This window comes from Sulfurimonas marina, assembly GCF_014905095.1.
In the GTDB taxonomy this organism is placed as follows: Bacteria; Campylobacterota; Campylobacteria; order Campylobacterales; family Sulfurimonadaceae; genus Sulfurimonas; species Sulfurimonas marina.
Genome location: NZ_CP041165.1, coordinates 1,427,759 through 1,452,864 on the forward strand (window position 1 = coordinate 1,427,759; position 25,106 = coordinate 1,452,864).

At 35.4% G+C, this 25,106-nt stretch carries 26 protein-coding genes; 16 read left to right on the top strand and 10 right to left on the bottom strand.

The genetic code is table 11. From position 1 onward, the window contains the following. Positions 1 to 31: 31 nt before the first annotated feature. Both FJR03_RS07295 and FJR03_RS07300 read right to left on the bottom strand, forming a co-directional pair. Positions 32 to 1,774: a molybdopterin-dependent oxidoreductase gene (locus FJR03_RS07295; protein ID WP_193112872.1), complete on the bottom strand. Its 1,743-nt coding sequence runs from the start codon at positions 1,772 to 1,774 to the stop codon at positions 32 to 34. A gap of 1 nt (position 1,775) precedes the next feature. Then, on the bottom strand, positions 1,776 to 2,573 hold the full coding sequence (locus tag FJR03_RS07300) for an HlyD family secretion protein (protein WP_193112873.1): 798 nt from the start codon (positions 2,571 to 2,573) through the stop codon (positions 1,776 to 1,778). 113 nt (positions 2,574 to 2,686) lie between these two features. Between FJR03_RS07300 and FJR03_RS07305 the strand changes: the two genes are divergently transcribed. Beyond that, on the top strand, positions 2,687 to 3,634 hold the full coding sequence (locus FJR03_RS07305) for a chemotaxis protein (RefSeq protein WP_193112874.1): 948 nt from the start codon (positions 2,687 to 2,689) through the stop codon (positions 3,632 to 3,634). Positions 3,635 to 3,698: 64 nt separating this feature from the next. On the opposite strand, the gene FJR03_RS07310 is transcribed toward FJR03_RS07305, so the two are convergent. Genes FJR03_RS07310 through FJR03_RS07320 form a run of 3 tightly spaced genes read right to left on the bottom strand, consistent with a single transcriptional unit; the run spans position 3,699 to position 7,073 of the window. After that, a complete protein-coding gene (locus FJR03_RS07310; RefSeq protein ID WP_193112875.1) occupies positions 3,699 to 5,027 on the bottom strand; it encodes a sodium ion-translocating decarboxylase subunit beta in 1,329 nt (442 codons plus the stop codon). A gap of 4 nt (positions 5,028 to 5,031) precedes the next feature. Continuing rightward, positions 5,032 to 6,831, bottom strand: coding sequence for a biotin/lipoyl-containing protein (locus FJR03_RS07315; RefSeq protein ID WP_193112876.1), 1,800 nt, complete (start codon positions 6,829 to 6,831; stop codon positions 5,032 to 5,034). An 8-nt stretch (positions 6,832 to 6,839) separates the two neighbouring features. Then, positions 6,840 to 7,073 (bottom strand): OadG family protein, encoded by a 234-nt coding sequence (locus FJR03_RS07320; RefSeq protein ID WP_193112877.1) that lies wholly within the window; start codon positions 7,071 to 7,073, stop codon positions 6,840 to 6,842. Between the two features lie 218 nt (positions 7,074 to 7,291). On the opposite strand from FJR03_RS07320, the gene FJR03_RS07325 reads away from it, so the two are divergent. Beyond that, positions 7,292 to 7,570 (top strand): hypothetical protein, encoded by a 279-nt coding sequence (locus FJR03_RS07325; protein WP_226962096.1) that lies wholly within the window; start codon positions 7,292 to 7,294, stop codon positions 7,568 to 7,570. 11 nt (positions 7,571 to 7,581) lie between these two features. On the opposite strand, the gene FJR03_RS07330 is transcribed toward FJR03_RS07325, so the two are convergent. Next, positions 7,582 to 8,067, bottom strand: coding sequence for a hypothetical protein (locus FJR03_RS07330; protein WP_193112879.1), 486 nt, complete (start codon positions 8,065 to 8,067; stop codon positions 7,582 to 7,584). A 19-nt stretch (positions 8,068 to 8,086) separates the two neighbouring features. On the opposite strand from FJR03_RS07330, the gene FJR03_RS07335 reads away from it, so the two are divergent. Then, a complete protein-coding gene (locus FJR03_RS07335) occupies positions 8,087 to 8,257 on the top strand; it encodes a hypothetical protein (RefSeq protein WP_193112880.1) in 171 nt (56 codons plus the stop codon). A gap of 3 nt (positions 8,258 to 8,260) precedes the next feature. Here FJR03_RS07335 and FJR03_RS07340 read toward each other — a convergent pair whose 3' ends face one another. Further along, positions 8,261 to 8,770 (bottom strand): hypothetical protein, encoded by a 510-nt coding sequence (locus tag FJR03_RS07340; RefSeq protein ID WP_226962097.1) that lies wholly within the window; start codon positions 8,768 to 8,770, stop codon positions 8,261 to 8,263. A 103-nt stretch (positions 8,771 to 8,873) separates the two neighbouring features. After that, positions 8,874 to 10,766 (bottom strand): molecular chaperone HtpG, encoded by a 1,893-nt coding sequence (gene htpG / locus FJR03_RS07345; RefSeq protein ID WP_193112882.1) that lies wholly within the window; start codon positions 10,764 to 10,766, stop codon positions 8,874 to 8,876. 139 nt (positions 10,767 to 10,905) lie between these two features. Between htpG and FJR03_RS07350 the strand changes: the two genes are divergently transcribed. Genes FJR03_RS07350 through FJR03_RS07365 form a run of 4 tightly spaced genes read left to right on the top strand, consistent with a single transcriptional unit; the run spans position 10,906 to position 15,472 of the window. After that, entirely contained in the window at positions 10,906 to 11,223 is a 318-nt protein-coding gene (locus FJR03_RS07350) for a hypothetical protein (RefSeq protein ID WP_193112883.1), read from the top strand. Further along, positions 11,220 to 12,104 carry a DUF808 domain-containing protein gene (locus tag FJR03_RS07355; protein ID WP_193112884.1) on the top strand — a complete coding sequence of 295 codons (885 nt, stop codon included), beginning with the start codon at positions 11,220 to 11,222 and terminating at the stop codon, positions 12,102 to 12,104. Before FJR03_RS07350 ends, FJR03_RS07355 begins: the two co-directional genes overlap by 4 nt. A 10-nt stretch (positions 12,105 to 12,114) precedes the next feature. Further along, a complete protein-coding gene (abc-f, locus tag FJR03_RS07360; RefSeq protein WP_193112885.1) occupies positions 12,115 to 14,070 on the top strand; it encodes a ribosomal protection-like ABC-F family protein in 1,956 nt (651 codons plus the stop codon). Further along, entirely contained in the window at positions 14,057 to 15,472 is a 1,416-nt protein-coding gene (locus FJR03_RS07365; protein ID WP_193112886.1) for a DASS family sodium-coupled anion symporter, read from the top strand. The genes abc-f and FJR03_RS07365 overlap by 14 nt, the downstream gene beginning before the upstream one ends. Positions 15,473 to 15,493: 21 nt before the next feature. On the opposite strand, the gene FJR03_RS07370 is transcribed toward FJR03_RS07365, so the two are convergent. Then, positions 15,494 to 16,843: a class II 3-deoxy-7-phosphoheptulonate synthase gene (locus FJR03_RS07370; protein WP_193112887.1), complete on the bottom strand. Its 1,350-nt coding sequence runs from the start codon at positions 16,841 to 16,843 to the stop codon at positions 15,494 to 15,496. Positions 16,844 to 16,999: 156 nt separating this feature from the next. Here FJR03_RS07370 and FJR03_RS07375 point away from each other — a divergent pair, with 156 nt between their 5' ends. From FJR03_RS07375 to FJR03_RS07400, 6 genes are all read left to right on the top strand, one after another. Beyond that, positions 17,000 to 17,917, top strand: a complete 918-nt coding sequence (locus FJR03_RS07375; protein WP_193112888.1) for a GGDEF domain-containing protein — start codon at positions 17,000 to 17,002, stop codon at positions 17,915 to 17,917. Between the two features lies 1 nt (position 17,918). Continuing rightward, positions 17,919 to 18,569: a CvpA family protein gene (locus FJR03_RS07380; protein ID WP_193112889.1), complete on the top strand. Its 651-nt coding sequence runs from the start codon at positions 17,919 to 17,921 to the stop codon at positions 18,567 to 18,569. A 2-nt stretch (positions 18,570 to 18,571) separates the two neighbouring features. Continuing rightward, positions 18,572 to 19,060, top strand: a complete 489-nt coding sequence (locus FJR03_RS07385; RefSeq protein ID WP_193112890.1) for a Fur family transcriptional regulator — start codon at positions 18,572 to 18,574, stop codon at positions 19,058 to 19,060. A 15-nt stretch (positions 19,061 to 19,075) separates the two neighbouring features. Next, positions 19,076 to 20,593, top strand: coding sequence for a lysine--tRNA ligase (gene lysS, locus FJR03_RS07390; RefSeq protein WP_193112891.1), 1,518 nt, complete (start codon positions 19,076 to 19,078; stop codon positions 20,591 to 20,593). A 152-nt stretch (positions 20,594 to 20,745) separates the two neighbouring features. Continuing rightward, positions 20,746 to 21,285 carry a DUF2202 domain-containing protein gene (locus tag FJR03_RS07395; protein WP_193112892.1) on the top strand — a complete coding sequence of 180 codons (540 nt, stop codon included), beginning with the start codon at positions 20,746 to 20,748 and terminating at the stop codon, positions 21,283 to 21,285. After that, positions 21,285 to 21,740, top strand: a complete 456-nt coding sequence (locus FJR03_RS07400) for a hypothetical protein (protein WP_193112893.1) — start codon at positions 21,285 to 21,287, stop codon at positions 21,738 to 21,740. Before FJR03_RS07395 ends, FJR03_RS07400 begins: the two co-directional genes overlap by 1 nt. Before the next feature lie 70 nt (positions 21,741 to 21,810). On the opposite strand, the gene FJR03_RS07405 is transcribed toward FJR03_RS07400, so the two are convergent. Then, entirely contained in the window at positions 21,811 to 22,380 is a 570-nt protein-coding gene (locus FJR03_RS07405) for a DUF302 domain-containing protein (protein ID WP_193112894.1), read from the bottom strand. Between the two features lie 150 nt (positions 22,381 to 22,530). Here FJR03_RS07405 and FJR03_RS07410 point away from each other — a divergent pair, with 150 nt between their 5' ends. The 3 genes from FJR03_RS07410 (at position 22,531) to FJR03_RS07420 (ending at position 25,091) form a co-directional block, all read left to right on the top strand. Continuing rightward, entirely contained in the window at positions 22,531 to 23,778 is a 1,248-nt protein-coding gene (locus FJR03_RS07410) for a serine hydroxymethyltransferase (protein ID WP_193112895.1), read from the top strand. 13 nt (positions 23,779 to 23,791) lie between these two features. Next, positions 23,792 to 24,334, top strand: a complete 543-nt coding sequence (locus FJR03_RS07415) for a DUF1882 domain-containing protein (protein ID WP_193112896.1) — start codon at positions 23,792 to 23,794, stop codon at positions 24,332 to 24,334. A gap of 76 nt (positions 24,335 to 24,410) precedes the next feature. Further along, positions 24,411 to 25,091, top strand: coding sequence for an SPOR domain-containing protein (locus FJR03_RS07420; protein ID WP_193112897.1), 681 nt, complete (start codon positions 24,411 to 24,413; stop codon positions 25,089 to 25,091). Positions 25,092 to 25,106: the final 15 nt, after the last annotated feature.

Genomic DNA, 25,106 nt, shown 5'->3' on the forward strand with positions numbered 1-25,106 from the left:
AATTTATCCAATAATTTTTATAAGATTATAACTAAAAATCTCTTACGATTGAAACCGTATTTTCTTGAAAAATAGCACTTTTACCTTCAATAGAGTGCCTTGAAGATGTAAGATTATTCACACCTGGTGTTCCGCTGTAGATCAAAACAGTATCATCTCTAAGATCTTCTGAGTTTTTAACCTCTAAAACCACTTCACCGTTTTTAGAAATAATTTTCACACGTTCCCCATCATTTATTTGGTGTGAGCTGTTAAGATACACATAGTTTTCTCTGTTAAATTGGGAGTTTAGGCTCTGAGCGCTTTTTGGTGTTATAAGATGAAAATTCCCTTCCGGTATATCTTGTAAAACATCAAACTCTTCAAGAAATAAAAACTCTCCATCATCGGTATCAAACCCCTCTTGATAAGAGATATGTTCTCTGTTTTCCACTTCAAAAACTCCATTGATTTTCACTACGCCGAAACTTTTAAAATGTTCTAAATATTCCTGTTCGCTTTTTAAATCTATTCCAAAAGCATCACACAAATATTTTGCCAACTCATACTCGCTGATCCCAATTTCACTCTCTATTTGTTTATTCATTACTGAAAGCGTATTATGTCCATACGAAGCACGAACATCATCTTTTTCCAAAAATGTTTTTGCAGGGATTACAAGGTCTGCTCTTTCACTTGTTTCATTTTCATAAAGCCCGAAATAAACAACATTTTTTGTATGGTAGATACTGTTTTGTACACGTATAGTGTCAGGCATCTGTGCAAGAGGATTCGCCCCTTGAATAAAAACCGATTCAAACTCATCAAAAGGGGTATTTACTTTTGAAACTTTTTTTGATTTCGTATTAAAAGGACTCTCAATCCCCTCTTTTGAATCTCCCAGATATGCTACACCAGAACCCTCTTTTCCAAAAAGACCTAGAGTAACGGCAAATGCATCTATTGCACGCATTATATCTGCACCATCGGAATACTTTTGAATCCCTACGCCACAGACAATTGCCACTTTTTGATCTTTTACAAGTTCTAAAACTGCTCCGATATCACCAAGAGACAATCCCATAGTATCAAGCGTTGCTTTAATACGAATACCTTGTGTCAGTTCGTAATAATCTTCAAATTCACTTGCGTATTCTTGTAGATACTCTTCATCCAAAGAGCCCTCTATATGTAAAAAACGAGTTAAAAGCATAGCAAAATAGAGATCAGTATGGGGCTTGAGCTGTACATGATAATCTGCCGTTTTTGCAATCTGTGTTTTTACAGGATCAATAACAATAATTTTCTTATCTTTTATAAGCGGTAAAAGATGTGAAGATGTCACATGAGGGTTTCTTCCCCAAAAGATAATAACATCAGATTTTTCGATCTCAGAATAAGGCATATTTTTATTACTACCGCGCCCTTCAAGTATACCGGCTTCACCCGCACCGTCACATAAACTTCCATCAGTCAAGATATTATCATTTGAGGCAAAAAAATGATCTGTTACATCTTGCATTAAACCAAAGTTTCCATGCCCCTTGTAATGGAGCATTTGATGTTTTGGAGTTTGTTCAATAATCTCTTTTAACTTCTTTAACGCTTTGTCTAAACTAATTACCTCACCTTTATATCTCGGTGCACTGATACGTTCAAAATTTTCATAATGGTTTAGATGCGGACATAAAAACCCTTGTGTATGTCCATTTGCTGTACCTTTTAAAGTACCATCTTTGTAAACCACTTCACATGCATCATAACAATCGAGTGGACACGCCGTATATTCTGTCATATTACTTCTCTTTCAATTCTATTTTTACGAGTTTAGAAAAAATCTTTGGAGGATTAATTACAATCTGTACTAAATATTTAGAGATATTTTTCTCATCGGCAATAGATAATACTCTTGTTGGTTTATAATCCGTTTTCTTGCCGTCAATATAAACTACTTTCTCTTTTAAACTTCTAAGTTCATCTTCCGTGACATAGATACTAAGTAAACCTTTAGATGTATCTGCAATTTTTGCCAGTGCCATCCCCGGTGAAACAACTTGCCCAACCTTTACATCGATTGAATAAAGTATTAACCCTTTGTTACGTAAATTTTTATCTTCTATAGTTTTTTCCAGCTGCTTTTTGCGTAACTTTAAGTCTGCTAGTTGAATATTAAGATTATTGATCTCTTTTTTTGTCGATAGAGCCAAGTTCCTACTTGTCACTAGATTATAAAATTCGTTGTCTTTTTCAATTTTAGACTTTATCTTTAATGCGGCAACTTTTTTATAGTTCAACTCTTTTTTTTCTAACGATAGATTGAGGTTTTCTAAAATTTCCTGATTCACTTTAATCGTATCTTTAATATAAGTGATCTTCTCATTTACATCTTTTAACTCATCTTTGTCTAAAGCATCGTCTATTTTAATATATATCTTCGTAGTTAATTTTTTTCCCACCATATTCTCGGCTATATCCAATACCTCACCGGACACGTTTGAACTAATTGTTCTCATCTCATAAGGTTCTACCTTTGAATAATAAACTTGAGAGTATGCTAATGTAGTTAAAAATAGTAATAATGAAAGTAATTTCATATCTTTTTATCCTTCGTAAAAACTAAACTAATTTTAACATGAGATTGTTAATTCAAGCATATTTCATATTTATTTTGGTACTATTTATCCATCTTTAATAAATGGGGAAATGAATGGCTTTTTTGGATAAAGTTGATGCCGCTACAAATCTTGCCAAGAACAATGAATTACAACTCCTTGTCTTTAGAATAAGCGAGAGTGAAGATTCGGCGTACTATGCAATCAATGTATTTAAAACGAGAGAGGTTGTAGAATCAAAAAATCATTTTTTGACGCAAATTCCTTCTTCTCATCCACTACTCGAAGGCACTATTATCTTACGTGGGTTACAGATCCCTCTACTAAATCTGCCAAAATGGTTGGGTGTGAATCTCTCAAAAGAGGAAGTAGAAAAATCTGATATTCTTATCTGTGACTTCAATGGAGTTATTATCGGTTTACGCATTATGTATGCATACAGAGTTATTAAGAAAAACTGGAATGAGATGCATGCGCCTGATAGTTACCGTCTTAAAGATGACGGTGTTGTGATCAATGACACAAGACTCGAAGATGGCAGTCTTTGTTTGGTACTTGACTATGAAAAACTTTTAGCTGATGTTATTCCTCAAGCACTTGTAGATATAGATAAAGATACAGCAATGCTAAAAGATATCGTTTTACCTCAAAAACTGAGAGAAGGAACTGTACTTGTTGCAGAAGATTCAAAAACTGCACAGAAACATTTGATACAGATTTTTCAAAATGCCCATATTGATATGATACTTTTTGATAACGGGAAAAAACTTGTTGAACATCTAGATAGTTTAGATGATGCAGGAATTAAAAAAATTGCTGCAGTTATTACAGATATTGAGATGCCTGAAATGTCTGGTTTTACCGTAACGAAACTTTTAAAATCAAACCCTCTTACAAACGAGATTCCTATCATTGTTAATAGTTCTATGACTGGAGAGAACAATAAACGTGAAGCAGAAGATTTAGGTGCTGACGGTTTTGTAGATAAAACGAAAAGTCATAATATCATACCGATGATTGCATCATTAATAACGAAAGAATAATTTAATTAAAAAGAAAGAAAAGAGGAAAAGATGCGTAATCGCATCTTTTCTTTAATCTCAACTATTATTGAAATAGTGAGATTAAAACACCGGCAGCAACAGCTGAACCGATAACACCTGCAACATTTGGACCCATTGCATGCATTAGAAGCATATTAGTTCTGTCATACTCCATACCAACTTTATTTGATACACGAGCCGCCATTGGAACTGCTGATACTCCCGCCGAACCGATAAGTGGGTTGATCTTATGTCCAGGGAAAAGGTTCATAATCTTAGCCATGATAACACCAGCTGCAGTACCTACAGAGAATGCAACAATACCAAGACCCATAATAAACATAGTTTCAGGTACTAAGAACTGATCAGCTGCTAGTTTAGAACCAACACCAAGACCTAAGAAAATAGTTGTAATGTTGATAAGAGCATTTTGTAATGTATCATTTAAACGCTCAACAACACCTGATTCTTTTAAGAAGTTACCAAACATAAACGCACCGATTAGTGGTGTAGATTCTGGTAAAACTAAAATAGCAAGAACTAAAACTAAAACCGGGAACACTAGTTTCTCTAAACGAGATACATGACGTAAAGTCGTCATCTTAATCTTACGCTCTTTTTCAGTTGTTAACGCTTTCATAATCGGAGGCTGGATAATAGGTACCATAGCCATATAAGAGTATGAAGCAACTGCAATCGCACCTAAAAGTTCAGGTGAAAGTTTTGTAGCAATAAAGATTGATGTCGGACCATCTGCTCCACCAATAATAGAGATAGCTGATGCTTGTTTAATAGTGAAATCAACAAGACCCATATCTGCTAAAACAACTGCACCAACGAGTGTTCCAAAGATACCAAACTGTGCAGCACCACCAAGTAGAGCTGTCTTAGGGTTTGATAAAAGTGGACCGAAGTCAGTCATCGCACCAACACCCATAAAGATGATTATTGGGAACATCTCATTTGATAGACCCATATGATAGATAACACCTAGGAATCCGTGTTCACCAGCAATACCTGCAACAGGGATGTTCGCCAGTAGACCACCAAATGCAATTGGTAAAAGTAGTAATGGTTCAAACCCTTTAGCAATTGCTAACCAAAACAGTAAGAACACTACTAAGATCATGATAACACGACCAAGACCTTTATGAAAATCACTCATCTTTTCACCAGTAGCACTCAGCTCATCTGGATTTGGATTAACTAAAGCAACAATACCTGTTGACTTTAAAAATCCCGTAACCATTTCACCAAAAGGTTTTGACTCATAAGTCTCCTCTTGATGTGCAGAAGTATTACTTGCTGCTGCTCCATGCTCAGATGCGATAGCAGTAGTGCTAAAAGCAAATAGCATTGTAAAAGCTAGAAGTTTAAGTACAATATTTTTCATACCATTACCCTATGTTTGCTACGATTTGACCTTCAACTACTTTGTCATTTGTAGCAACGTTGATAGATTTGATTACACCACCACGAGGTGCAACAACATCAATCTCCATTTTCATAGATTCTAGGATCATGATTACATCACCTTCATTTACACTTTGACCCGGATTAGCAACGATTTTCCAAACGTTACCAGGAAGAAGTGCTTTAATCGGCTCACCCTCACCTGAAGCTGCTGCTGGAGCTGCTGCCGCTGGAGCTGCACTTTCACCGTTTACTGCAGTTACTTGAATATCAGCATTACCTTCTGCTACTTGTACACTAAATTTTTGACCATCTACAACTACTGTATAGTTTCCACTCATCTCTTTATTCCCCTCTTTACAATCTTCTTTCATTTGAGATATTTTTCTAACGTTTAGTTCACCTTCACCTTTTAAGAAAGCGATACCTTTTTCTTGACATGCTGCTGCAATAAAAATATTTTCTTCAGTAATTTCAATATCTTCTTCTTTAAGAACATTAATCCAGCTCTCTAAAGATTTTGCAGGATCAGCATCAGCTAAATCAAGTGCTTTTTCAGTTGTAGGCTCAAGTCCTAATTTTTCAGAAGCAATTTTTACAATTTCCGGATCTGGTTCTACCGGAGTTTTACCGAAGTAACCAAGTACCATTCTTCCGTATCCTGGAGCGATTGCTTTCCATGGACCTTGCATTACGTTGTTTAATGCTTGTTGGAAGTAAAATTGTGAAACTGGAGTTACAGATGTACCGTAACCACCTTTCTCAACAACCTCTTGCATTGCAGCAATAACTTCTGGGAATTTATCCATAATGTCATTATCACGCATCATTTGAGTGTTTGCAGTAAGTGCACCACCCGGCATTGGTGAAAATGGAATAATTGGTGATACCATTGTAGCTTCAGGTGGTACGAAATAATCTTCTAGACACCCTTGTAACTCTTTTTCATATGTTAAAATCTTACCGATATCTAAACCACCAAGATCGAAATCCATACCTTTTGTAGCATGTAACATAGTTAACATATCAGGTTGACTTGTTCCACCACTAACAGGTGAAGCAGCTAAATCAATACCATCAACACCAGCTTCAAGAGCAGCCATATATGCAGCTACAGAAACACCGGCAGTTTCATGTGTATGTAAACGGATATGTGTATCATCTGGAAGAAGTTTTCTTGCCATTTGAATAGTTTCAAAAACTTTTTGCGGGTTAGATGTACCAGATGCATCTTTAAAACAGATACTATCGTATGGGATACCGCTATCTAAAATATCACGAAGAGTTTTCTCATAAAACTCAACAGTATGAGCACCGTGACAACCCGGTGGTAAGTCCATCATAGTTACAACTGCTTCATGTTTTAGACCATGATGAGTAATTCTCTCAGCTGAATATTTTAAGTTCTCAACATCATTTAATGCATCAAAGTTACGAATTGTAGTCGCACCGTGTTTTTTAAACATTTTTGCATGTAGATCGATAAGGTCTTTAGAACCTGTATCTAGCATTACCGTATTTACACCACGTGCAAGCGTTTGTAAGTTTGCATCAGGTCCAACAATTTTACGGAATTTATCCATCATTTCAAAAGCATCTTCTCTTAAATAGAAGTATAAAGATTGAAATCTAGCTCCACCCCCAAATTCGTAGTGCGTAATGCCAGCTGTTTTCGCTGCTTCTACTGCTGGAAAAAAATCATCCATTAGAACACGACCACCAAATACTGATTGGAAACCGTCTCTAAAAGTTGTATCCATTATGTCTATAAATTTCTTAGCCATTATAATCCTTACCCTTCTCTATGGTATTTTATAGCTGCTGTAATAGCCGCAATCACTTTTTTATTGTCTTGTTGCTTTGCTGTATTTGATACATCAGCACTTGCTTGTGGTTCAGGGAAAAATTTATGTATCACTGAAGACATAAGATTCATAGCTATTATTAGAATAACTAAGAATGCAAACACTGTCCCCATCCCTAAAAACATAAACTTAATCCCCTCTATTACAAGGTTAGTTTCCATAAAATTTTACCTTTATCCATAATTTGTCCGCTGTAGTATAGTAAAAAGATGTTTAAATAAAGTTTTTAATCCTTTATTAGTTTTAAAAACATCAATTTGATGTTACTTTTTCATTCAATAAAAAAATCTAAAATATTCATAAAGATCTTTTAGATACACTTTCAATAATATATAAACAAATAAATTTTTAACAGGATATAGTAAATATGATTGCAGGTATGTATGAACAAGATTTTATAGCATATATGATTTTTGGACTGATTTTAAACTTTTTATTTTCAATTCTTTTTGGACTTTACTTAAGCAAAAATATCGGTATGAAAGAGATGATTGAATCAAAAGGTGACAAGGAACAATCTATCCTTGTGAGCTTAAGCCTTTTTATCCCTTATGCAAAAATGCTTGTTACACTCTATCGTGTAGCAATTTTACAATTTTTCTTTTTAAATAAAGGGCACACACACAAAGAGTTCTGGATCTATTTAACACACAAATAGAAGAAAACAATTTAATAAAAACGCTTCATACAGCTAAGTACTTTCTGATCGGAAAACATTCCCCTTTTCCAGGTTTCAGCACTTTTTTGTGCTGATTTAAACCTCGCATTATAGATTTCATCTTTAAACCCTTTATCTATTAATGCAATCCCATTTTGCAATAAAATTTCTGAAAATGTAAGCTCCCCTTTTGCATGGACAAGACAACTTTTGTCTAAATACTCTACATGATAAAAAGATTTCCTTTTTAAATAGCGGCGATATAGGTTGTAAAGTCTTGGGTTTTGAATGTAAAACTTCTGGAGTGTGTTTTTACACTCTTTGTCAGTCTCTTTCGAATTTAATACTTCATCAAGAGTAACAACACCGTAAGGTTTACATACAAAAGAGTAATACGGAGCAATTTGAAACTCCTGCAGAGAGTTGTTTATACCTCTTTTTACCATCATCATAGTAGGTTCTTTTGCATCAAGGGCAAATAATGGTATAATAAACAACCAAATTTTTAGGATATTTATGAGTGATTTTAAATTAAAATTGATTCTTAGCTTACTTAGCGGTATACTTTTTTCGTTTATTTTCATCATACTTGCTTTTGCTCTTCCAACTAAAGATAATGAAGTGGTTATTATTAAAAAACCTGAAGGAAAGCTCGAACAAATTTCCCAATCTCTGCGAGACAGATAAATTTTATAAGCTACTTTTCACTTCCATAAGTCGCAGCGTATCGTATGCACGCTTTGGTTTTAATTTAATTGCACAATATTTTAAAGCTTCTAAACACGTTAGAAGATAATCTAAATCATCTTTTTTCATTAATTCATACAGTAATACTTGTGCATCGTGGATACGAAGGTTTCTTGCGACACCTAGATTTTTATGTGCCAGTTCTCTAAACGGGGTATAATCCAGCTCTTCTTGATGTGCTTTAGAGTCTTGGAGTTTTTTTAAATATAGTTCAAACTGTACAACAGATTTTGTCACTTGCTCCACATAATCTTCCACAAGTTGTTCTACCAACTCTTGATCGAGACCTAGCTCTTCTACAGCTGCAGCAGGATTGTATGCATAGTTTTCTATATCTAAATGTGAAAGTTCAAATACAAACAGTTCGTGACATAGTATCTCTGCTTGTTCTGATAGTGTGATAGGATCGGTTTCATGTATGTTTGTAATATAATATTCAAGTTTCTCTAACATTAACAAAAAGATAACATATTTTTATATTAAGTTATCTTTTTTGCTAGAAAATGTTATTTAATATAGTGTTAGAGTGCTACAAAAACACTCATTTAACACTTTTTTATAATGCTTTTGTGATAATTCTGTTAAGTCTTGTAACAAAATCAGCAGTATCTTTTAACTCTTGACCATCAAATAGTTTAGCTTGATCAAGAAGTACATGTGCAGCATCTGCTATCAGATTTTGATCAGCAGAGTCTTTTAATTTTTTGATAAGCTCATGGTTAGGGTTTACCTGTAAGATTGGAGCCGGTTCTTCTACATCACCACCCTGACCCATCTGTTTCATCATTTGTGCCATCATATATGCAGGGTCTTCTTTATCTGCTTTGATCGCAACTGCAGATTCAACAAGTTCAGGTGCTACTTCTACAGATTTTACCTCTTCACCTAACATATCTTTGATCTCTGTTGTAAAACCTTCAAACTCTTTTGAAAGCTCCTCTTTTGCTTTTTGCTCCTCTTCACTCTCTTCTAGCTTCGCATCTGTAACATTTACAAGTTTGTACTCTTTATATTCCGTAACCATTGGGAATATGATAGTATCTACCTCTTCATTAAGTACAAGAACGTCGATATTTTTCGCTTTAAACTTCTCTAATACAGGAGATTTTTTGAGCATATCTAGAGATGATTTACCAGTGATGTAATAGATCTCTTTTTTCTCTTCATCAACAGATTTTACAAACTCTTCGATCGTAGTTTGCTCTTCAGAGTTAAGTGTATTGAATTTTAATAGTTCTAAAATCTTCTCACGGTTTGCGAAGTCATTATAAAGTCCCTCTTTAAGAACGTTTCCAAATTCTTTATAGAAAGTATCGTATTTCTCAGGAGACTTTTTCATCATCTTAGCAAGTTCAGAAAGTACTTTTTTCACAGATGCATTTTTAATTTTTGCCATTACAGCATTGCTTTGTAAGATCTCACGAGATACATTTAGAGGTAAATCTTTTGAGTCAATCACACCGCGTAAAAATCTTAAGTATGTCGGCATAAGCTCTTTTTCATCATCTGTAATAAATACACGGTTAATGTAAAGCTTGATCCCTGATTGATAATCAACTCTGAAGATATCCATCGGTGCTTTGCTTGGGATATAGAAAAGTGTAGTGTATTCAATAGCACCTTCAGCTTTATTGTGCATCCATGTTAACGGCTCTTCGCTAGAGTGTGCAATCGTTTGGTAGAAATCTTTGTACTCTTCGTCACTTACTTCAGATTTTGCAATGCTCCAAAGTGCATTTGCTTTATTGATCTGCTCATTTTTTACTTCAGTTTTTGCAGGCTCTGTTTCGTTGCCTTCATCATCAGTTTTTGCCGGAATAGTTTCCTCTTTATCCATAAAAATTGCAAATGGGATATGGTTAGAATATTTCTTGATTAAAGATTCAAGTCTAAAAGTTTCAGTAAATTCTGTTTCATCATCGTTTAGGAAAAGTTTAATCTCTGTACCGTGACCCTCTTTAGTTGTTTCTTCGATGTCAAATTCACCGTCACCGTTACTTACCCATTTGTAAGCTTTCTCTTCACCTGCTTTTTTTGTAGTAACCTCAACTTTTCCTGCTACCATAAATGCAGCATAGAAACCTACACCAAATTGTCCGATCAGTTGAGAATCCTCTTTTTGATCACCACTTAAAGACTCTAAGAATGCTTTTGTACCTGATTTTGCGATTGTACCTAAGTTGTTCATTAGGTCCTCTTCGTTCATACCAATACCGCTGTCTATAATTGTTAATGTTTTTTCATCTTTGTTCGGTAGTAGGTCGATACGAGGATTAAAGTTTATAGTTTTATATTTATCATCTGTTAAATGGAGCATATTAAGTTTGTCTAGTGCATCTGATGCATTTGAGATAAGCTCACGTAAAAAAATCTCTTTATTTGAATAGAGTGAATGTATCATTAAATGTAGTATTTGATTTGCTTCAGTTTGAAACTTATGTGTTGCCATTTGACTTCCTTTTTTTTAAATTTGAGTAATTCTATCAAAATTTCGTTAATGAATGCAAATCATATCAATAAACTTTAGTCAAATAAACTAAACTTTATTTAGTCTCATAAAAATTAATTTTTTAGGATATAATTCACTCATGAATGTAAACTTTATAGATATGATGGAACCTACACCGGTTTTGTTGACAAAAAAATGCAAGTTAATTGCGCTTCTTATTAGAATTTTTTTACAGTTTAGCATTTACCCTATAAGTGCTGTAGTTTGGTATATTTACGGATGGTTTATAGCCGTTTTGACACTCTTTTTAGGTTTTGTTATTATAGGTATTATCCGTTCAAAACTACGAAACGATTCTATCCCCGTTAAACAAAGAGAATATAACTACAACGATCAAGGAATAGCTACTTGGTACACTGCTAAGCAATTTTGTTACCCGGAGGAGGTCAAACAATGACAGGTGGATTTTTTGCCGTTTTTGACGACATTGCAACTCTTTTAGACGACGCAGCTTCTATGACAAAAGTAGCTACAAAAAAAACGGCAGGAATCCTAGGTGATGATCTGGCTGTTAATGCCCAAAAAGCTTCTAACTTTGCAGCTTCACGTGAGATACCCGTACTTTGGGCAATCACAAAAGGCTCTTTTATCAATAAACTCATCATCTTGCCCCTTGCTTTTTTACTTAGTTACTTTGCCTCTTGGGCGATTATTCCGATTTTAATGCTTGGTGGTGCTTATTTAGCTTATGAGGGTGCGGAGAAGATACTTGAATGGATACTTCCCCACAAACAACATAAACATGAAAACCCGGATCTCCAACTTACAGAAGATGAGATACTCTATATAGAAAAAGAGAAAATAAAGTCTGCAATTAAAACAGATTTTATCCTCTCGATTGAGATTGTAATTATGGCACTCGGTGTAGTTTTAAACGAAACACTTACTACTCAGATAATTGCCGTAAGTGTAGTAGCTTTTTTAGCAACTATCGGTGTATATGGGATAGTAACACTTATTGTACGTATGGATGATTTTGGTTTTCATCTTATAGAAAGAGCTGGAGAGGATAAACTATTTCTCAAAAACATCGGTTTATTACTTGTCCGCTCACTTCCAAAAGTGATCAAAGCACTTACGGTGATCGGAACGCTGGCAATGCTTTTAGTTGCAGGTGGGATCTATATGCATAATATCCATCAGGTTCATCAGTTTTTCGATTTTCTTCCATCGATCGTAGCCGAGCTACTTATAGGACTTGTTCTAGGAGCTGTTGTTGTAGGATTTGAAAAAGTGTTCTTACAGCTAAAAAAAGTTATAATTCCGACAAAAAAATAAGAACAATTTTATGGCATTAATAGACTTACAAAACATTTCAAAACACTACTCTGCACAAAAGATCCTTGTAGAGATCGACTTTCACGTTGATGAGGGCGAACGTATCGTTATCATCGGTAAAAACGGAAGTGGAAAATCTACCTTGATGAAGATCGTAAACGGCACACTCGATGCCGATGAGGGTAAACGTATTATCCAAAACGATATCGAAGTAAAAATGCTCGATCAGCGCCCCGTTTTTGAAGAGGGACACAATGTTCGAGAAGCTGTTGAAGCGGGTCTTAAAGAGATCAATGCTGCAAAAGATCGTTACAATGAACTGACAAATCTTTTGGCTGAAGATTTTGAAAACAAAACACTCTTACGTGAGCATGAGAAACTTTCCAACTACATCGAACACCACTCTGCATGGAACTTGGATGATAAGATCGAGCGTATCATCCAGCACTTCGATCTCAAACGTTATGAAGACAAACCAATAGCACTCTTAAGTGGTGGGGAGCAAAGACGTGTAGCCCTTGCCTCTTTACTTTTACAAAAACCAGATGTCCTTTTACTCGATGAGCCGACCAACCACCTTGACGTCTATATGGTTGAGTTCTTGGAGGAGCTCCTTTTAAAAGAAAAATTTACACTTGTATTTATCTCCCACGACCGTTACTTTATTGATAGAGTTGCAACAAAATCTATCGAAGTTGAAGATTGTGCATTACGTGAATATAAGGGTGGATATAGCGACTACCTGCAACAAAAAGAGCTTTATCTACAAAACCTCCAAAAACAGCATGAGACCCTACTCTCCTTGCTCAAACGTGAAAATGAATGGTATTCACGCGGTGTTAGAGCACGTTTAAAAAGAAATGAAGGGCGTAAGGAGCGTCTCATGGAGTTGCGTGAAGCTGCAAAAAACAATCCTTCAAAAATCAGAAAAATGTCAATGGAGTTGCAACGTGAAGCGAAACACTTCAACCGTGACAAAAGTATCAACAAACAAAAGATGCTTTTTGAGATCGAAGACCTCCATCTGAAACTTGGTGATAAAGAGTTACTGCACGACTTCTCAACAAGAATCCTCCAAAAAGACGTAATCGCAATCGTTGGACCAAACGGAAGTGGAAAATCTACTCTTTTAAAAACACTTCTCGGGCGTATTAAACCAACATCTGGAAAGATCAAACAAGGTGAATTTACTATCGGATATTTCGATCAACACCGTGAGATGTTGGATGATGATAAAAACCTGATCGAGACATTCTGTCCACATGGTGGTGACCGTGTAAGTGTGCAGGGAAAAGATCTTCATGTATACGGCTATCTTAAGAACTTCCTTTTCCCTCGTGAATTTTTAGATAAAAAGATAGGGGTGCTTAGCGGTGGAGAGAAAAACCGTGTAGCACTTGCTCTGCTTTTTACAAAAAAAGTAGATATCCTGATCCTAGATGAGCCTACAAATGATCTAGATATCCCGACTATAAATATCCTAGAAGAGCAGCTTACAAACTTTCCAGGAGCCGTAATACTGGTAAGTCACGATAGATATTTTGTTGATAAGATCGCGAAAAAACTTTTTATATTCAAAAAAGATCAAACGATTGAAGAATCTTACCAGGACTACAGTGAATACTTAGAACTTGAAAAAGAGTTACATGAACTTGATGAGATGGAAAAAGAGGCTGTTATTGAACAAGAGAAGCCTAAAGAGAATGTAAAAGAGAAACCAAAACCGGTCAAACTTACATATAAAGAGAAAATTGCCCTAGAAAAACTCCCTCAAGAGATCGAAGAGCTTGAGAACACTATCGAAGAGAAAAACAACTGTTTAGCCGATCCTGAGTGTTATGAGAAAATCGGTATCTCTGTTTTAGCAAAAGAGCTTGAAGAGATCGAAGCTCTTTATGAGCAGAAAGTGGAAGAACTTTTAAATATAGAGGAAAAACTAGAGGCTATTGAAAATGGGACATCATAAAACAAAAAATAAAATACTTCACCTAAAACAACTTGCCATTTTTATAGTCGGCATTTTGTTATGGTTTACTCCTACTCCGGATGGGCTTACACTCCAGGCCTGGCATCTTTTTGCTATATTTATCTCGGTAATTTTTGCAGTTATTATAGAAGCTTTTCCTATCTTTACAGCTTCTATTATAGGAGTAAGCTTTAGCATACTAACCTCTACACTTTCCGCAAAAGAAGCCTACAGCGGATTTTCCCAAAGTTTTATCCTTTTAATCATCGTCGCTTTTTTGATCGCACGCGGGGTTATTAAATCTGGTCTTGGGAAAAGAATAGCATTTTTAATTATCAAAAAATTTGGCAAATCCTCTTTAGGACTGGGATACTCTATGATCGCAGCAGATATGTTCATTGCCCCTGCTTTTCCAAGTAATACGGCGCGTAGTGGTGTATTGTTTCCGATCGTAAATGCTCTTGCAGCAGACAGCGGTTCTAAAGTGGCTGATGGAACAAGAAAAAAACTGGGAGCTTATTTGATGATGACATCAATGGCCGGAATTACAATCTCATCAGCGATGTGGCTCACGGCGATGGCAGCAAATCCCGCGGGAGTAAAAATGGCTGAGGAGTTTGGAATAAACATTAGCTACGGTTCATGGGCATTAGCTGCATCACTTCCAACTCTCCTAGCATTCATTGCAATTCCATGGGTTCTGTTTAAAATATTTCCACCTGAGATAAAAGAGACACCAGATGCACCGCAAATTGCTGAGAGAGAGCTTGAGCATATGGGGCCTGTGCACAAAAACGAATATATTATGGGCTTTACATTTATTGCAATGGTCACATTATGGGTACTTTCCCCTGCATTTGGCTTTGATAAAACAGCCATCGCTTTTTTAGGCTTGGCTGCTATCATGATTACAAATATTTTTACTTTAGAAGATTTGGCCCAAGAGGGTCGAGCCTTAGGAACACTCGTATGGTTTGCCATTTTATACTCTATGAGTTCTGAGTTAAACCATTTAGGTTTTATGTCTTGGCTAGGGGCTCATATATCTGAATTTGTAGTTGGTTATTCTTGGCAAATGATCTACATCATACTTGTACTCTCATATGTAGCTATCCACTACTTTTTCGTATCTCAAACAGCACAGATGTTGGCACTCTTTTCGGTCTTTTTAGGTGTAGGTGTTGAGACAGGTGTACCTGCTGAGCTCTTAGCATTAATGCTTTTATTTGCGACAAATTTCAATGCTATGATCACACCGCAAGGGTCTTCCGCAAATGTTATCTATCTCGGTTCTGGATATATTGAATCTAAAGAGGTTTATAAATACGGTGGAGTAATTACGCTGTTAAATAGCTTTATCTACCTAACTGTTGGAAGTTTTTGGATTATTTCAGTGATTTAATAAAGTAGAGAAAAGCTCTCTCTACTTTTGTGCTTCTTTTAAAGAATCTGCGATTAGGAATGCAAGTTCTAAAGATTGATCAGCATTTAGACGTGGGTCACAATGTGTGTGGTAACGTGAGCTTAAATCCTCTTCCGTTACTGTAAATACACCACCGATACATTCAGTTACATTTTTACCAGTCATCTCTAAGTGAACACCACCTGCATGAGTACCTTCAGATTTATGAACTTGGAAGAACTGTTTCATCTCAGTTAAGATATCATCAACCGGACGAGTTTTATAGTTGTTTGAAGACTTGATTGTGTTTCCATGCATTGGATCACATGACCAAACTACATTTAAGCCCTCTTTCTCAACAGCACGGATAAGTGACGGTAAACCTTCAGCTACTTTATTTGCACCCATTCGAACGATGATATTTAGACGACCTGCTTCATTTTCAGGGTTTACTGCATTTGCAAGACGTACTAAATCTTCAGGGTCCATAGATGGTCCAGCTTTAATACCGATAGGGTTATGAATACCTTTCATATATTCAACATGAGCACCATCAAGTTGACGAGTTCTATCACCGATCCAAACCATATGAGCAGCTACATTGTACCAGTCACCAGTGATTGAGTCTTGTCTTGTAAACGCCTCTTCATAAGGAAGTAATAACGCTTCATGAGATGTATAGAAATCTGTTTCACGTAAAGTTCTATATGTTTTAGATGTAATACCACATGCTTCCATAAACTTAAGTGATTGTTGAATATCATCAGCAAGCTTTTCATACTTTTGCGTCACGTCACCTTGATGAGCAAAGTCTAAAGTCCATTTATGAACTTGATGTAGATCTGCTAAACCACCCGATGCAAATGCACGAAGTAAATTTTGTGTAGATGTAGCTTGGTTGTATGCTTTGATCATACGCTCAGGATCCGGTACACGAGCAGTTGAATTAAAATCAACAGAGTTAATAATATCTCCACGATATGAGTCTAGTGTAACACCGTCTATAGTTTCCGTATCGCTTGATCTAGGTTTTGCAAACTGTCCACCTAAACGTCCAACTTTAACAACAGGAAGTCCACCTGCGTAAGTCATTACAACTGCCATCTGCATTAATGCTTTAAAAGTATCACGAATGTTATCTGCATGAAATTCACTAAAACTTTCAGCACAATCACCACCCTGTAGTAAAAATGCTTTCCCGTTTGCAACATTTGCAAGTTGCTCTTTTAATGAACGAACCTCTCCAGCGAACACTAACGGCGGATAGTTTTTTAATTCAGCTAAAACATCATTCAACTTCCCTTGATCAGGATAAGTCGGTTGTTGTAAAATTGGTTTTTCTCTCCAGCTAGATGGGGTCCAAATACTCATAATCATAACCTTAAACATATTATTTTTCGCAATTCTATCTAATAATAGTTAAAATCAGTATGAGTTCTATCTTTTTTTAGCTATCTTTTATATAAAAGTTTTATTTATGGTTATTTTTTGTATAATCCCTTTTATAAAATTGATGGAGTTCCTTAATTGAAAAAAGATGATCTAAAGTCCCTTGTTACACAGCTTTGTAATGATCTTCTCGACAATATTGATGCGCAAGAGCATCCTACGAAAGATCAAATTGCTGAATATCTTCAAGATTCAGCACTCACTATCCAGTCGATCCATGAAAATGATATGGATACGGTAGAACATGCGAAAGAAGCTTTTACCAATGCATATAAGATCATCGCAGAACAAGGGATATCATCATACCAGGAGACAAGTGACAAATTTCTAGATCTCACGGAACAACATCAGGCAAGCCTAGAAGAATATAAGAAAAGCTCACTTGTAGATATTCAAACAATCACTGCAAAATTTGATGAGATACATCAACATATGACACATGAAATAGAAAAAGCTAATAATGTCATAAATAGTTTGCAAGATAAAATAAAAAATCTCGAAGAGAGTTCCCAACTCGATCCTCTTACAAAAGTTTTCAATAGACGTGCATTGAACTCTTATGTAAACCAGATATGTGACAAGGGAGAAATTACTCATGAAATGCACTTCCTTATTCTTGATATAGACGACTTCAAAAATATCAATGACACTTACGGTCATGTTGCAGGTGATAAAGTACTTATCTTTCTTGCAAACCTACTAAAGAAAACTTTACGTGACGGAGATAAAATCTTCAGATACGGAGGGGAAGAGTTTGTTATTATTCTAAATAGAATAGATCATGAAGACTGTTTAAATATCTCTGAAAGAGTATTAAAACTTATTAGTTCAAACAAACTTATTTACAAAGGTACTACTCTGCAAGTAACAGTTAGTATCGGAACTACACAATACCATAACGGTGATACTATGGAAGATCTTGTAGAAAGAGCAGACAAAGCTTTATACAGATCGAAAAGTAATGGTAAAAATCAAATGAACGTGGAAAAAAAGTAAAATGGAATTAAATTATTTTGATATTGTTGCAGGTGTAATCATCCTTCTATTAGGATTAAAAGGGATTATTAACGGTTTTTTCAAAGAGGTTTTCGGACTTATCGGGATCATCGGGGGTATCTTTATCGCTTCTAGAATCGGTGATGATGTTGGTCAATACCTGAGTGATATGATCTTTAAATTCACAAACCCTTCAGCTATCAGCTTTACAGGCTTTTTAGTCTCTTTAGCTCTATTTTGGGTACTTATGATCTTAACAGGAATGGTATTTCATAAATTAAGCAGATTAAGTGGACTTGGCGGTTTAGATAAAATACTGGGATTTCTTTTCGGTGCAAGTAAGTTTTTCCTAATCGGTGCCGTTATCGCATTTGCTATAAGTAACATCAAGTCATTAAAGCCAACTTTGGACTCTGTAATGAGTAATAGTATTTTATATCCTGTTTTTGTTTCTACAGGTAGTTTTATTATGAAGATCGATCCTGTTGAAGAAGTTGCACAAGTTCAAGAGAACATCGATGCAGTTACACAAACTGTAGAAGAGACAGCACAAGAGATGATTCAGGATTCTATAGAGAAAAACATTAGTGAAATCAATGCAACAATTGAAACGAATCTAACAAATGAAACCAATCTAACAAAAGAGAATTAGTCATGTCAGAAATAACAACTAACTTTAATGATAGAACAATAGAGTACAACCAGCTCCTTGATGATTTTAAATCTTTAATTAAGAAAAACAACCTCAAGTTTACAATCCAACGTGAAGTGATTTTAGAAACTTTGTATAACTCGGATGAGCACCTTACACCTGAAGAGTTACATAGAATCATACAGGAAAAATACCCGGAACTAAAAACGGGAATCGCAACGGTTTATCGTACACTATCTCTTTTGGAAGACTCTAATATTGTAACTTCTTTATCTTTCGGTGCACAAGGGAAAAAATATGAACTTGGTGCAAAAGATCATCACGACCATCTTATCTGTACAGTGTGTGGAGATATTACTGAGTTTGTAGATGAAGAGATAGAGAAACGTCAACACAAGATCACGGATGAGCTGGGATTTAAAATGCTTGATCACTCTATGCAGATCTACGGTGTTTGTAAAGCATGCCAAGAAAAAAATAAATCTAACTAAGAAAGGAATAGTTTTTTGATTTTTGATAATAAATTCATACAACAAAGAATCCAAAAAGCAAAAGTTTTAAAGGAATCTGGTTTCAATCCATATTCGAACGATTCAAAAAGAAATACTACAATTAATAAATATATTAACGTTAACCAAGATATTTTCGATAAAGAGGAAAAACGTGATGAAAAGCGCCACTACATTGTAAGTGGTCGTATCAAACTTCTACGTATTATGGGTAAAGCAAGTTTTGCTAAGATCGAAGATGAAAGCGGTATGCTTCAAGTGTATATTGCCAGAGATAATCTTCCTGAAGGTTTCTACAATGAAACTTTTAAGAAAAACATTGAAGTTGGTGATATTATCGAAGTTGGAGGTTATCCGTTCGTTACTGGTAAAGGGGAACTTTCTTTACATGTAGATGAGCTTAAACTTTTAACAAAAGCTATCTCTCCGCTACCTGAAAAATTCCACGGTATTACTGATAAAGAGATCAGATATAGAAAAAGATATCTTGACCTGATTATGAACTCTGAAGTAAGACGTACATTTCAAATCCGTTCGCAGGTGATCTCTCTTACAAGAAGATTCTTTGAAGATAAAGGTTTCTTAGAAGTTGAAACACCAATGATGCACCCAATCGCAGGCGGGGCAAATGCTAAGCCGTTTGTAACACACCACAACGCTCTTGGAATCGACAGATACCTGAGAATTGCACCGGAACTTTACCTAAAAAGACTTATCGTCGGTGGATTTGAAGCTGTTTTTGAGATCAACAGAAACTTTAGAAATGAGGGGATGGATGCTACACATAACCCTGAGTTTACTTCGATCGAATTTTACTGGGCGTATAAAACATATAAAGATTTAATCGAGATCACAAAAGAGTATTTTCACTATCTTTTCGATCACCTAAACCTTCCTACTATTTTACCGTACGGTGATATGGAAGTAAACTTTGACAACTTTACAGAGATCCCTTTAATTAAATCTCTTTCAGAGATTGGTGGCGTTCCTGAAGAGATCGTATATGACAAAGAGAAAATCTTAGAGTATTTACAATCAAAAGGTCTAGAAGCAAATGCAGCTATGAATCTTGGTCAACTTCAAGGTGAACTTTTTGACGAGTTTGTTGAAGAGAAACTAATTGATCCGACATTTATTACTGAATATCCTGTAGAGATCTCTCCACTTGCTCGTAGAAATGATGAAAACCCTGAAATTACTGAAAGATTTGAGCTTTTCATTGCAGGTCGTGAAATAGCAAATGCATTTAGTGAGCTTAATGATCCAGTTGACCAACTAGAGCGTTTTGAAGGGCAAATGGCTGCCAAAGACAGCGGTGATGATGAAGCGCATGAAATGGATAGCGACTTTGTTGAAGCACTCAGCTACGGTATGGCACCGACTGCAGGTCAAGGTATAGGTATTGACAGACTTGTAATGCTTCTTACAAATGAGCATAGTATTCGTGACGTATTACTGTTCCCGGCTATGAAACCTCTACACAACGAAATCCATGAAGAAGATGAAAACGAATAAACTTTTTCATAAATCTTCCTTAACAATTACTACAATTTCTTCCCATATGTAGTAATTGTTTTGACAAACATACTCCAATTTCATCTTTTTCATGATTTTTTCATTATAAATTTTTATAATACTTTCACAACTTAACACAAGGGAATATAAGTATGAAGAAATTGGCAATTGCAGGATTAACAACAGCACTTTTAACAACAGCTCTGGTAGCTAAAGGAAAAACAGTTACAACCTCAACAACATTAACAGATGAGCAGTTAGATACTTTAGTATTTATCTATCAAGAGGAAAAAGTTGCTCGTGATACTTACATCACTTTAGGCAATATGTATTCAAACCAAACTGTTTTTGCAAATATTCAATTATCTGAGCAAGAGCATATTGATCAAGCTGAAGCTTTATGTGATACTTATGGGGCTGATACATCAGCAATTGATGAAAGTAATGTTGGTGAATTTGAGGTTCCAGTTTTACAAGAACTTTATGATACTTTAATTGCACAAGGAACACAATCTGAGCTTAGCGCATTAATGGTTGGTGAATATATTGAAATTACAGATATCGATGATCTTGAACATGCTGAAGAAGGTATGCCAACAGATGTAGTAAATGTGTATGAAAACTTAAAAGCGGGTTCTTTAAGTCATTTAGATGGATTCCGTGCTGCAATCGATGTATACAACAACAAATAGTGAAAAAAGTACTTTTATCTTTTATTTTACTTGTGGGTAACTTACTTGCAAGTGAAGTAAATCTCCAAACGCCATCAAATACTTTACAATCTTATTATGATGCTATCAGTGAGGGTGATATATCAGCTCTTAAACAGATAATGACACCTCAATCATATGACACGGACATTCAAGTGTATGCACTCTCTTTAGCATTTCAAAATAAAGAGTTCCATAAAAATTTAAAGCTGTACAAAACTAGTCCTGAAGCAAAAAGGATTGTTGAAAATGGTGTTAAAAAAAAGTTACAAAACAGAGGGAAAAGAACTATAATTATTAAAAGTGAACTTAACTTAGGTTCTGATCGAGTTGCAGTAAGATTTACAGAGAACTCAAAAAAGAAACAACTCTACTTTAGAAAAATTCAACAGGTATGGATACTTGACTATCTTGCAGGACGAAATTTAAAAAGATAGTAAGTTAAAAAAGATTTATAAGTTTGAACTCTATTAGAAGTCTAAAATTTTCTGATGAAAGATGATTTCCTTAGAAATCACCTTTTGCAGCACGTTCTGGAACCATCTCCATTGCTTCTTTTACTTTAAGAGCAGCTTCTAACATTTCAGGAGGAAGTGGTTTACCACCATGAATTGCCAATGTCATATCCATACTGATTAGATTTGCATGTCCGTCTCCATATTGGATATACATAATTCTACATGGCATAAAACCACCATACCATTGTGAATAATTTAAGAATACTTTTGCAGTAGTTAGATTACATAAAGAGAAAATTCTTGCTTCTTTAACTTCATCTGGTCCAGCATCCTCTTTTGTATACATTTTTACGTAACCAGTAAGTCTCATATTGTACTCTTCAGTAAGTGCTTCAATTGATTCTTTTACTTCATCACCAGTAATACCATCTTGAACTTTCCATGTTTTCATCATTGCACGAGCTGGATCACCATTTGTTAAAATGTTATCAAACATTTCCATAAAAGCAGGCATTGCCTTTTCATCTAATGCACTCACTTTTGAACCGAAAGTTGCATATAATCCAATCGCAGCTACAATAACAACAGCACCTATAAATGCTAAGAAGTTTTTGATCATTTACTATCCTTTGTTTATTTTGGGGAAGGATCGTATCACATTTTAACCTTTATAAAAATTAATCTCCAATTATCTTCCTTACATTCAGAACTCTATTATGATATTTTTAGTATAATCTTGCCAATTTTATGAAATGAGGAATTTTAAAGTATGAGCTTTTTAAAAGAGTTTGATGAAGAAGTATATAACTTATGTGAGCAAGAGCTTGAAAGACAAACTGATCACTTAGAGATGATCGCATCTGAAAACTTTACACTTCCGGCTGTTATGGAAGCTATGGGAAGCGTTTTTACAAACAAATATGCTGAAGGATATCCGGCAAAAAGATATTACGGCGGATGTGAATATGCTGACGGTGTTGAGCAATTAGCGATCGACAGAGCTTGTAAACTTTTCGGTTGTAACTATGCAAACGTACAACCACACGCAGGAAGCCAGGCAAACGGTGCAGTATATGCAGCACTTTTAAAAGCTGGTGATAAAATCCTTGGTATGGACCTTAGCCACGGTGGACACTTAACTCACGGTTCAAAACCAAGCTTTTCTGGGAAAAACTACCAATCTTTCACTTATGGTGTAGAACTTGACGGTAGAATCAACTACGACAGAGTTATGGATATCGCTAAAATTACTCAGCCTAAGATCATCGTATGTGGTGCGTCTGCTTACGCTCGTGAAATCGACTTTAAAAAATTCCGTGAAATCGCTGATGAAGTTGGTGCTATTCTTTTCGCTGACATTGCACACATCGCAGGTCTTGTAGCTGCTGGTGAGCACCCTAGCCCATTCCCATATGCAGATGTTGTAACAACAACTACTCATAAAACTCTTGCAGGACCACGTGGTGGTATGATCATGACAAATGATGAAGATATTGCTAAGAAAGTTAACTCTGCAATCTTCCCGGGTCTTCAAGGTGGACCGCTTGTTCATGTTATCGCTGCTAAAGCTGTTGGTTTCAAACACAATCTTTCTGATGAATGGAAAGAATACGCTAAACAAGTGAAGAAAAATGCTGCTGTACTTGCAGATGTTCTAATCAAACGTGGATACGACGTAGTAAGTGGCGGAACTGACAACCACTTAGTACTTGTAAGCTTCTTAAACAAAGACTTCAGCGGTAAAGATGCAGATGCTGCACTTGGTAATGCCGGTATTACAGTAAACAAAAACACTGTTCCTGGTGAAACAAGAAGTCCATTCGTTACTTCAGGTATCCGTGTAGGTTCACCTGCTCTTACATCTCGTGGTATGAAAGAGAAAGAGTTCGAACTAATTGCAAATAAAATGGCTGATGTTTTAGATGATATTAACAACACTGAACTTCAAGCACAAGTAAAAGCAGAGTTAAAAGAATTAGCACAAAACTTCGTAATATATAACCAGTCAACGTACTAGTCAGGTATATATTATGACTGCAATGGATCTCAAGCTTATAAAAATGGTAACAGACCACTACTGGATCAAAAGAGATACAGTAGTGGATAAAATCAACTTTAAAGGTCGTACTTTTTACAACAAATTTGAAAAAGTAAATGAGATGCTCTCTCAATCAGTGATCAATAAACACCTAAAAGGTGAAATTACAGTTGCCCACTCACTTGTAAACAAACACAATAAAGTGGAAAACATAGTAATTGATTACAACGGCAGAGATCCGGAGCGCTTTTACCACAAAACACAACTTCTTCTTCGTGAAGAAGGCTTCATAAACTTCACTGCATACAAAACAAAGACAGAAGGTCATCTTCATGTTTATATCCATAAAGGACATACTACTTTACAAGAGGCTATTCAACTTGGAAAAATGTTAAGTATGAAGTTAGCTGCAAAACAACCAAAACAATGGCGTATGTTTCCAAACAATGATATGCCCGATGAATACAACATTTTAACTTTACCATATGAAGTATATGCAAAAGAGCGTGGTGCTTCTTGGTCAAAGCATATGTAGTACATCTGTCATACAGTTGTTTATTTATCCTATTTTTGGTATTATAAATCCATCAAATAACTACTGAGGTAAAACTATGAATGAAAACAATGAACTAAGTGATATCGTTTTAAATAAGAACTCATCTTCAGGTTCTAGTAAAAAAATGGTGTTGGCTATTGCAACACTAGGTATTATACTTATTGCTGTTGTAACAATTATGAAATCATGCGGTTCAGATAACATCAACGGTGCACCTCAGAGTGTTATACCACCCAAACCACAACAAAATATTGTTGAACAAGATACAGAAAGTATTTCTGAACAAACGACTAAAAATGATGAACCTCTTTTTGAAGAAGTTGAAGTTATTGAAGATGATAGTGTAGATGATGCAGATCTAGATAAAATCGCACAGAAGTTAAAAGAGGAATCTAAAGAAGAAGTTGTACAGCCTCAACCAAAACCTGTTGAAGAGCCTAAAGTGACAAAAACTGTAGTAAAACCTACTCCAAAACCTGTTACACAAAAAGCTGTAAGTACAACATCATATTATATTCAAGTTGGTTCATTTACAAAATTTGAACCAAATCAGAAATTTTTACAATCTATTACAAAACTTGGTTACCAATATATGTACCATAAGGTAAGAGTAAATAACAAAACTCTAAACAAAGTTCTAGTTGGACCTTTTTCAACAGAACAAGAAGCTAGAGATGCTAGACGTGTACTACGTTCAAAAGTTGAACCAGGTGCATTTTTAGTTAAATTAAAATAATTTTTACAGGCTCAA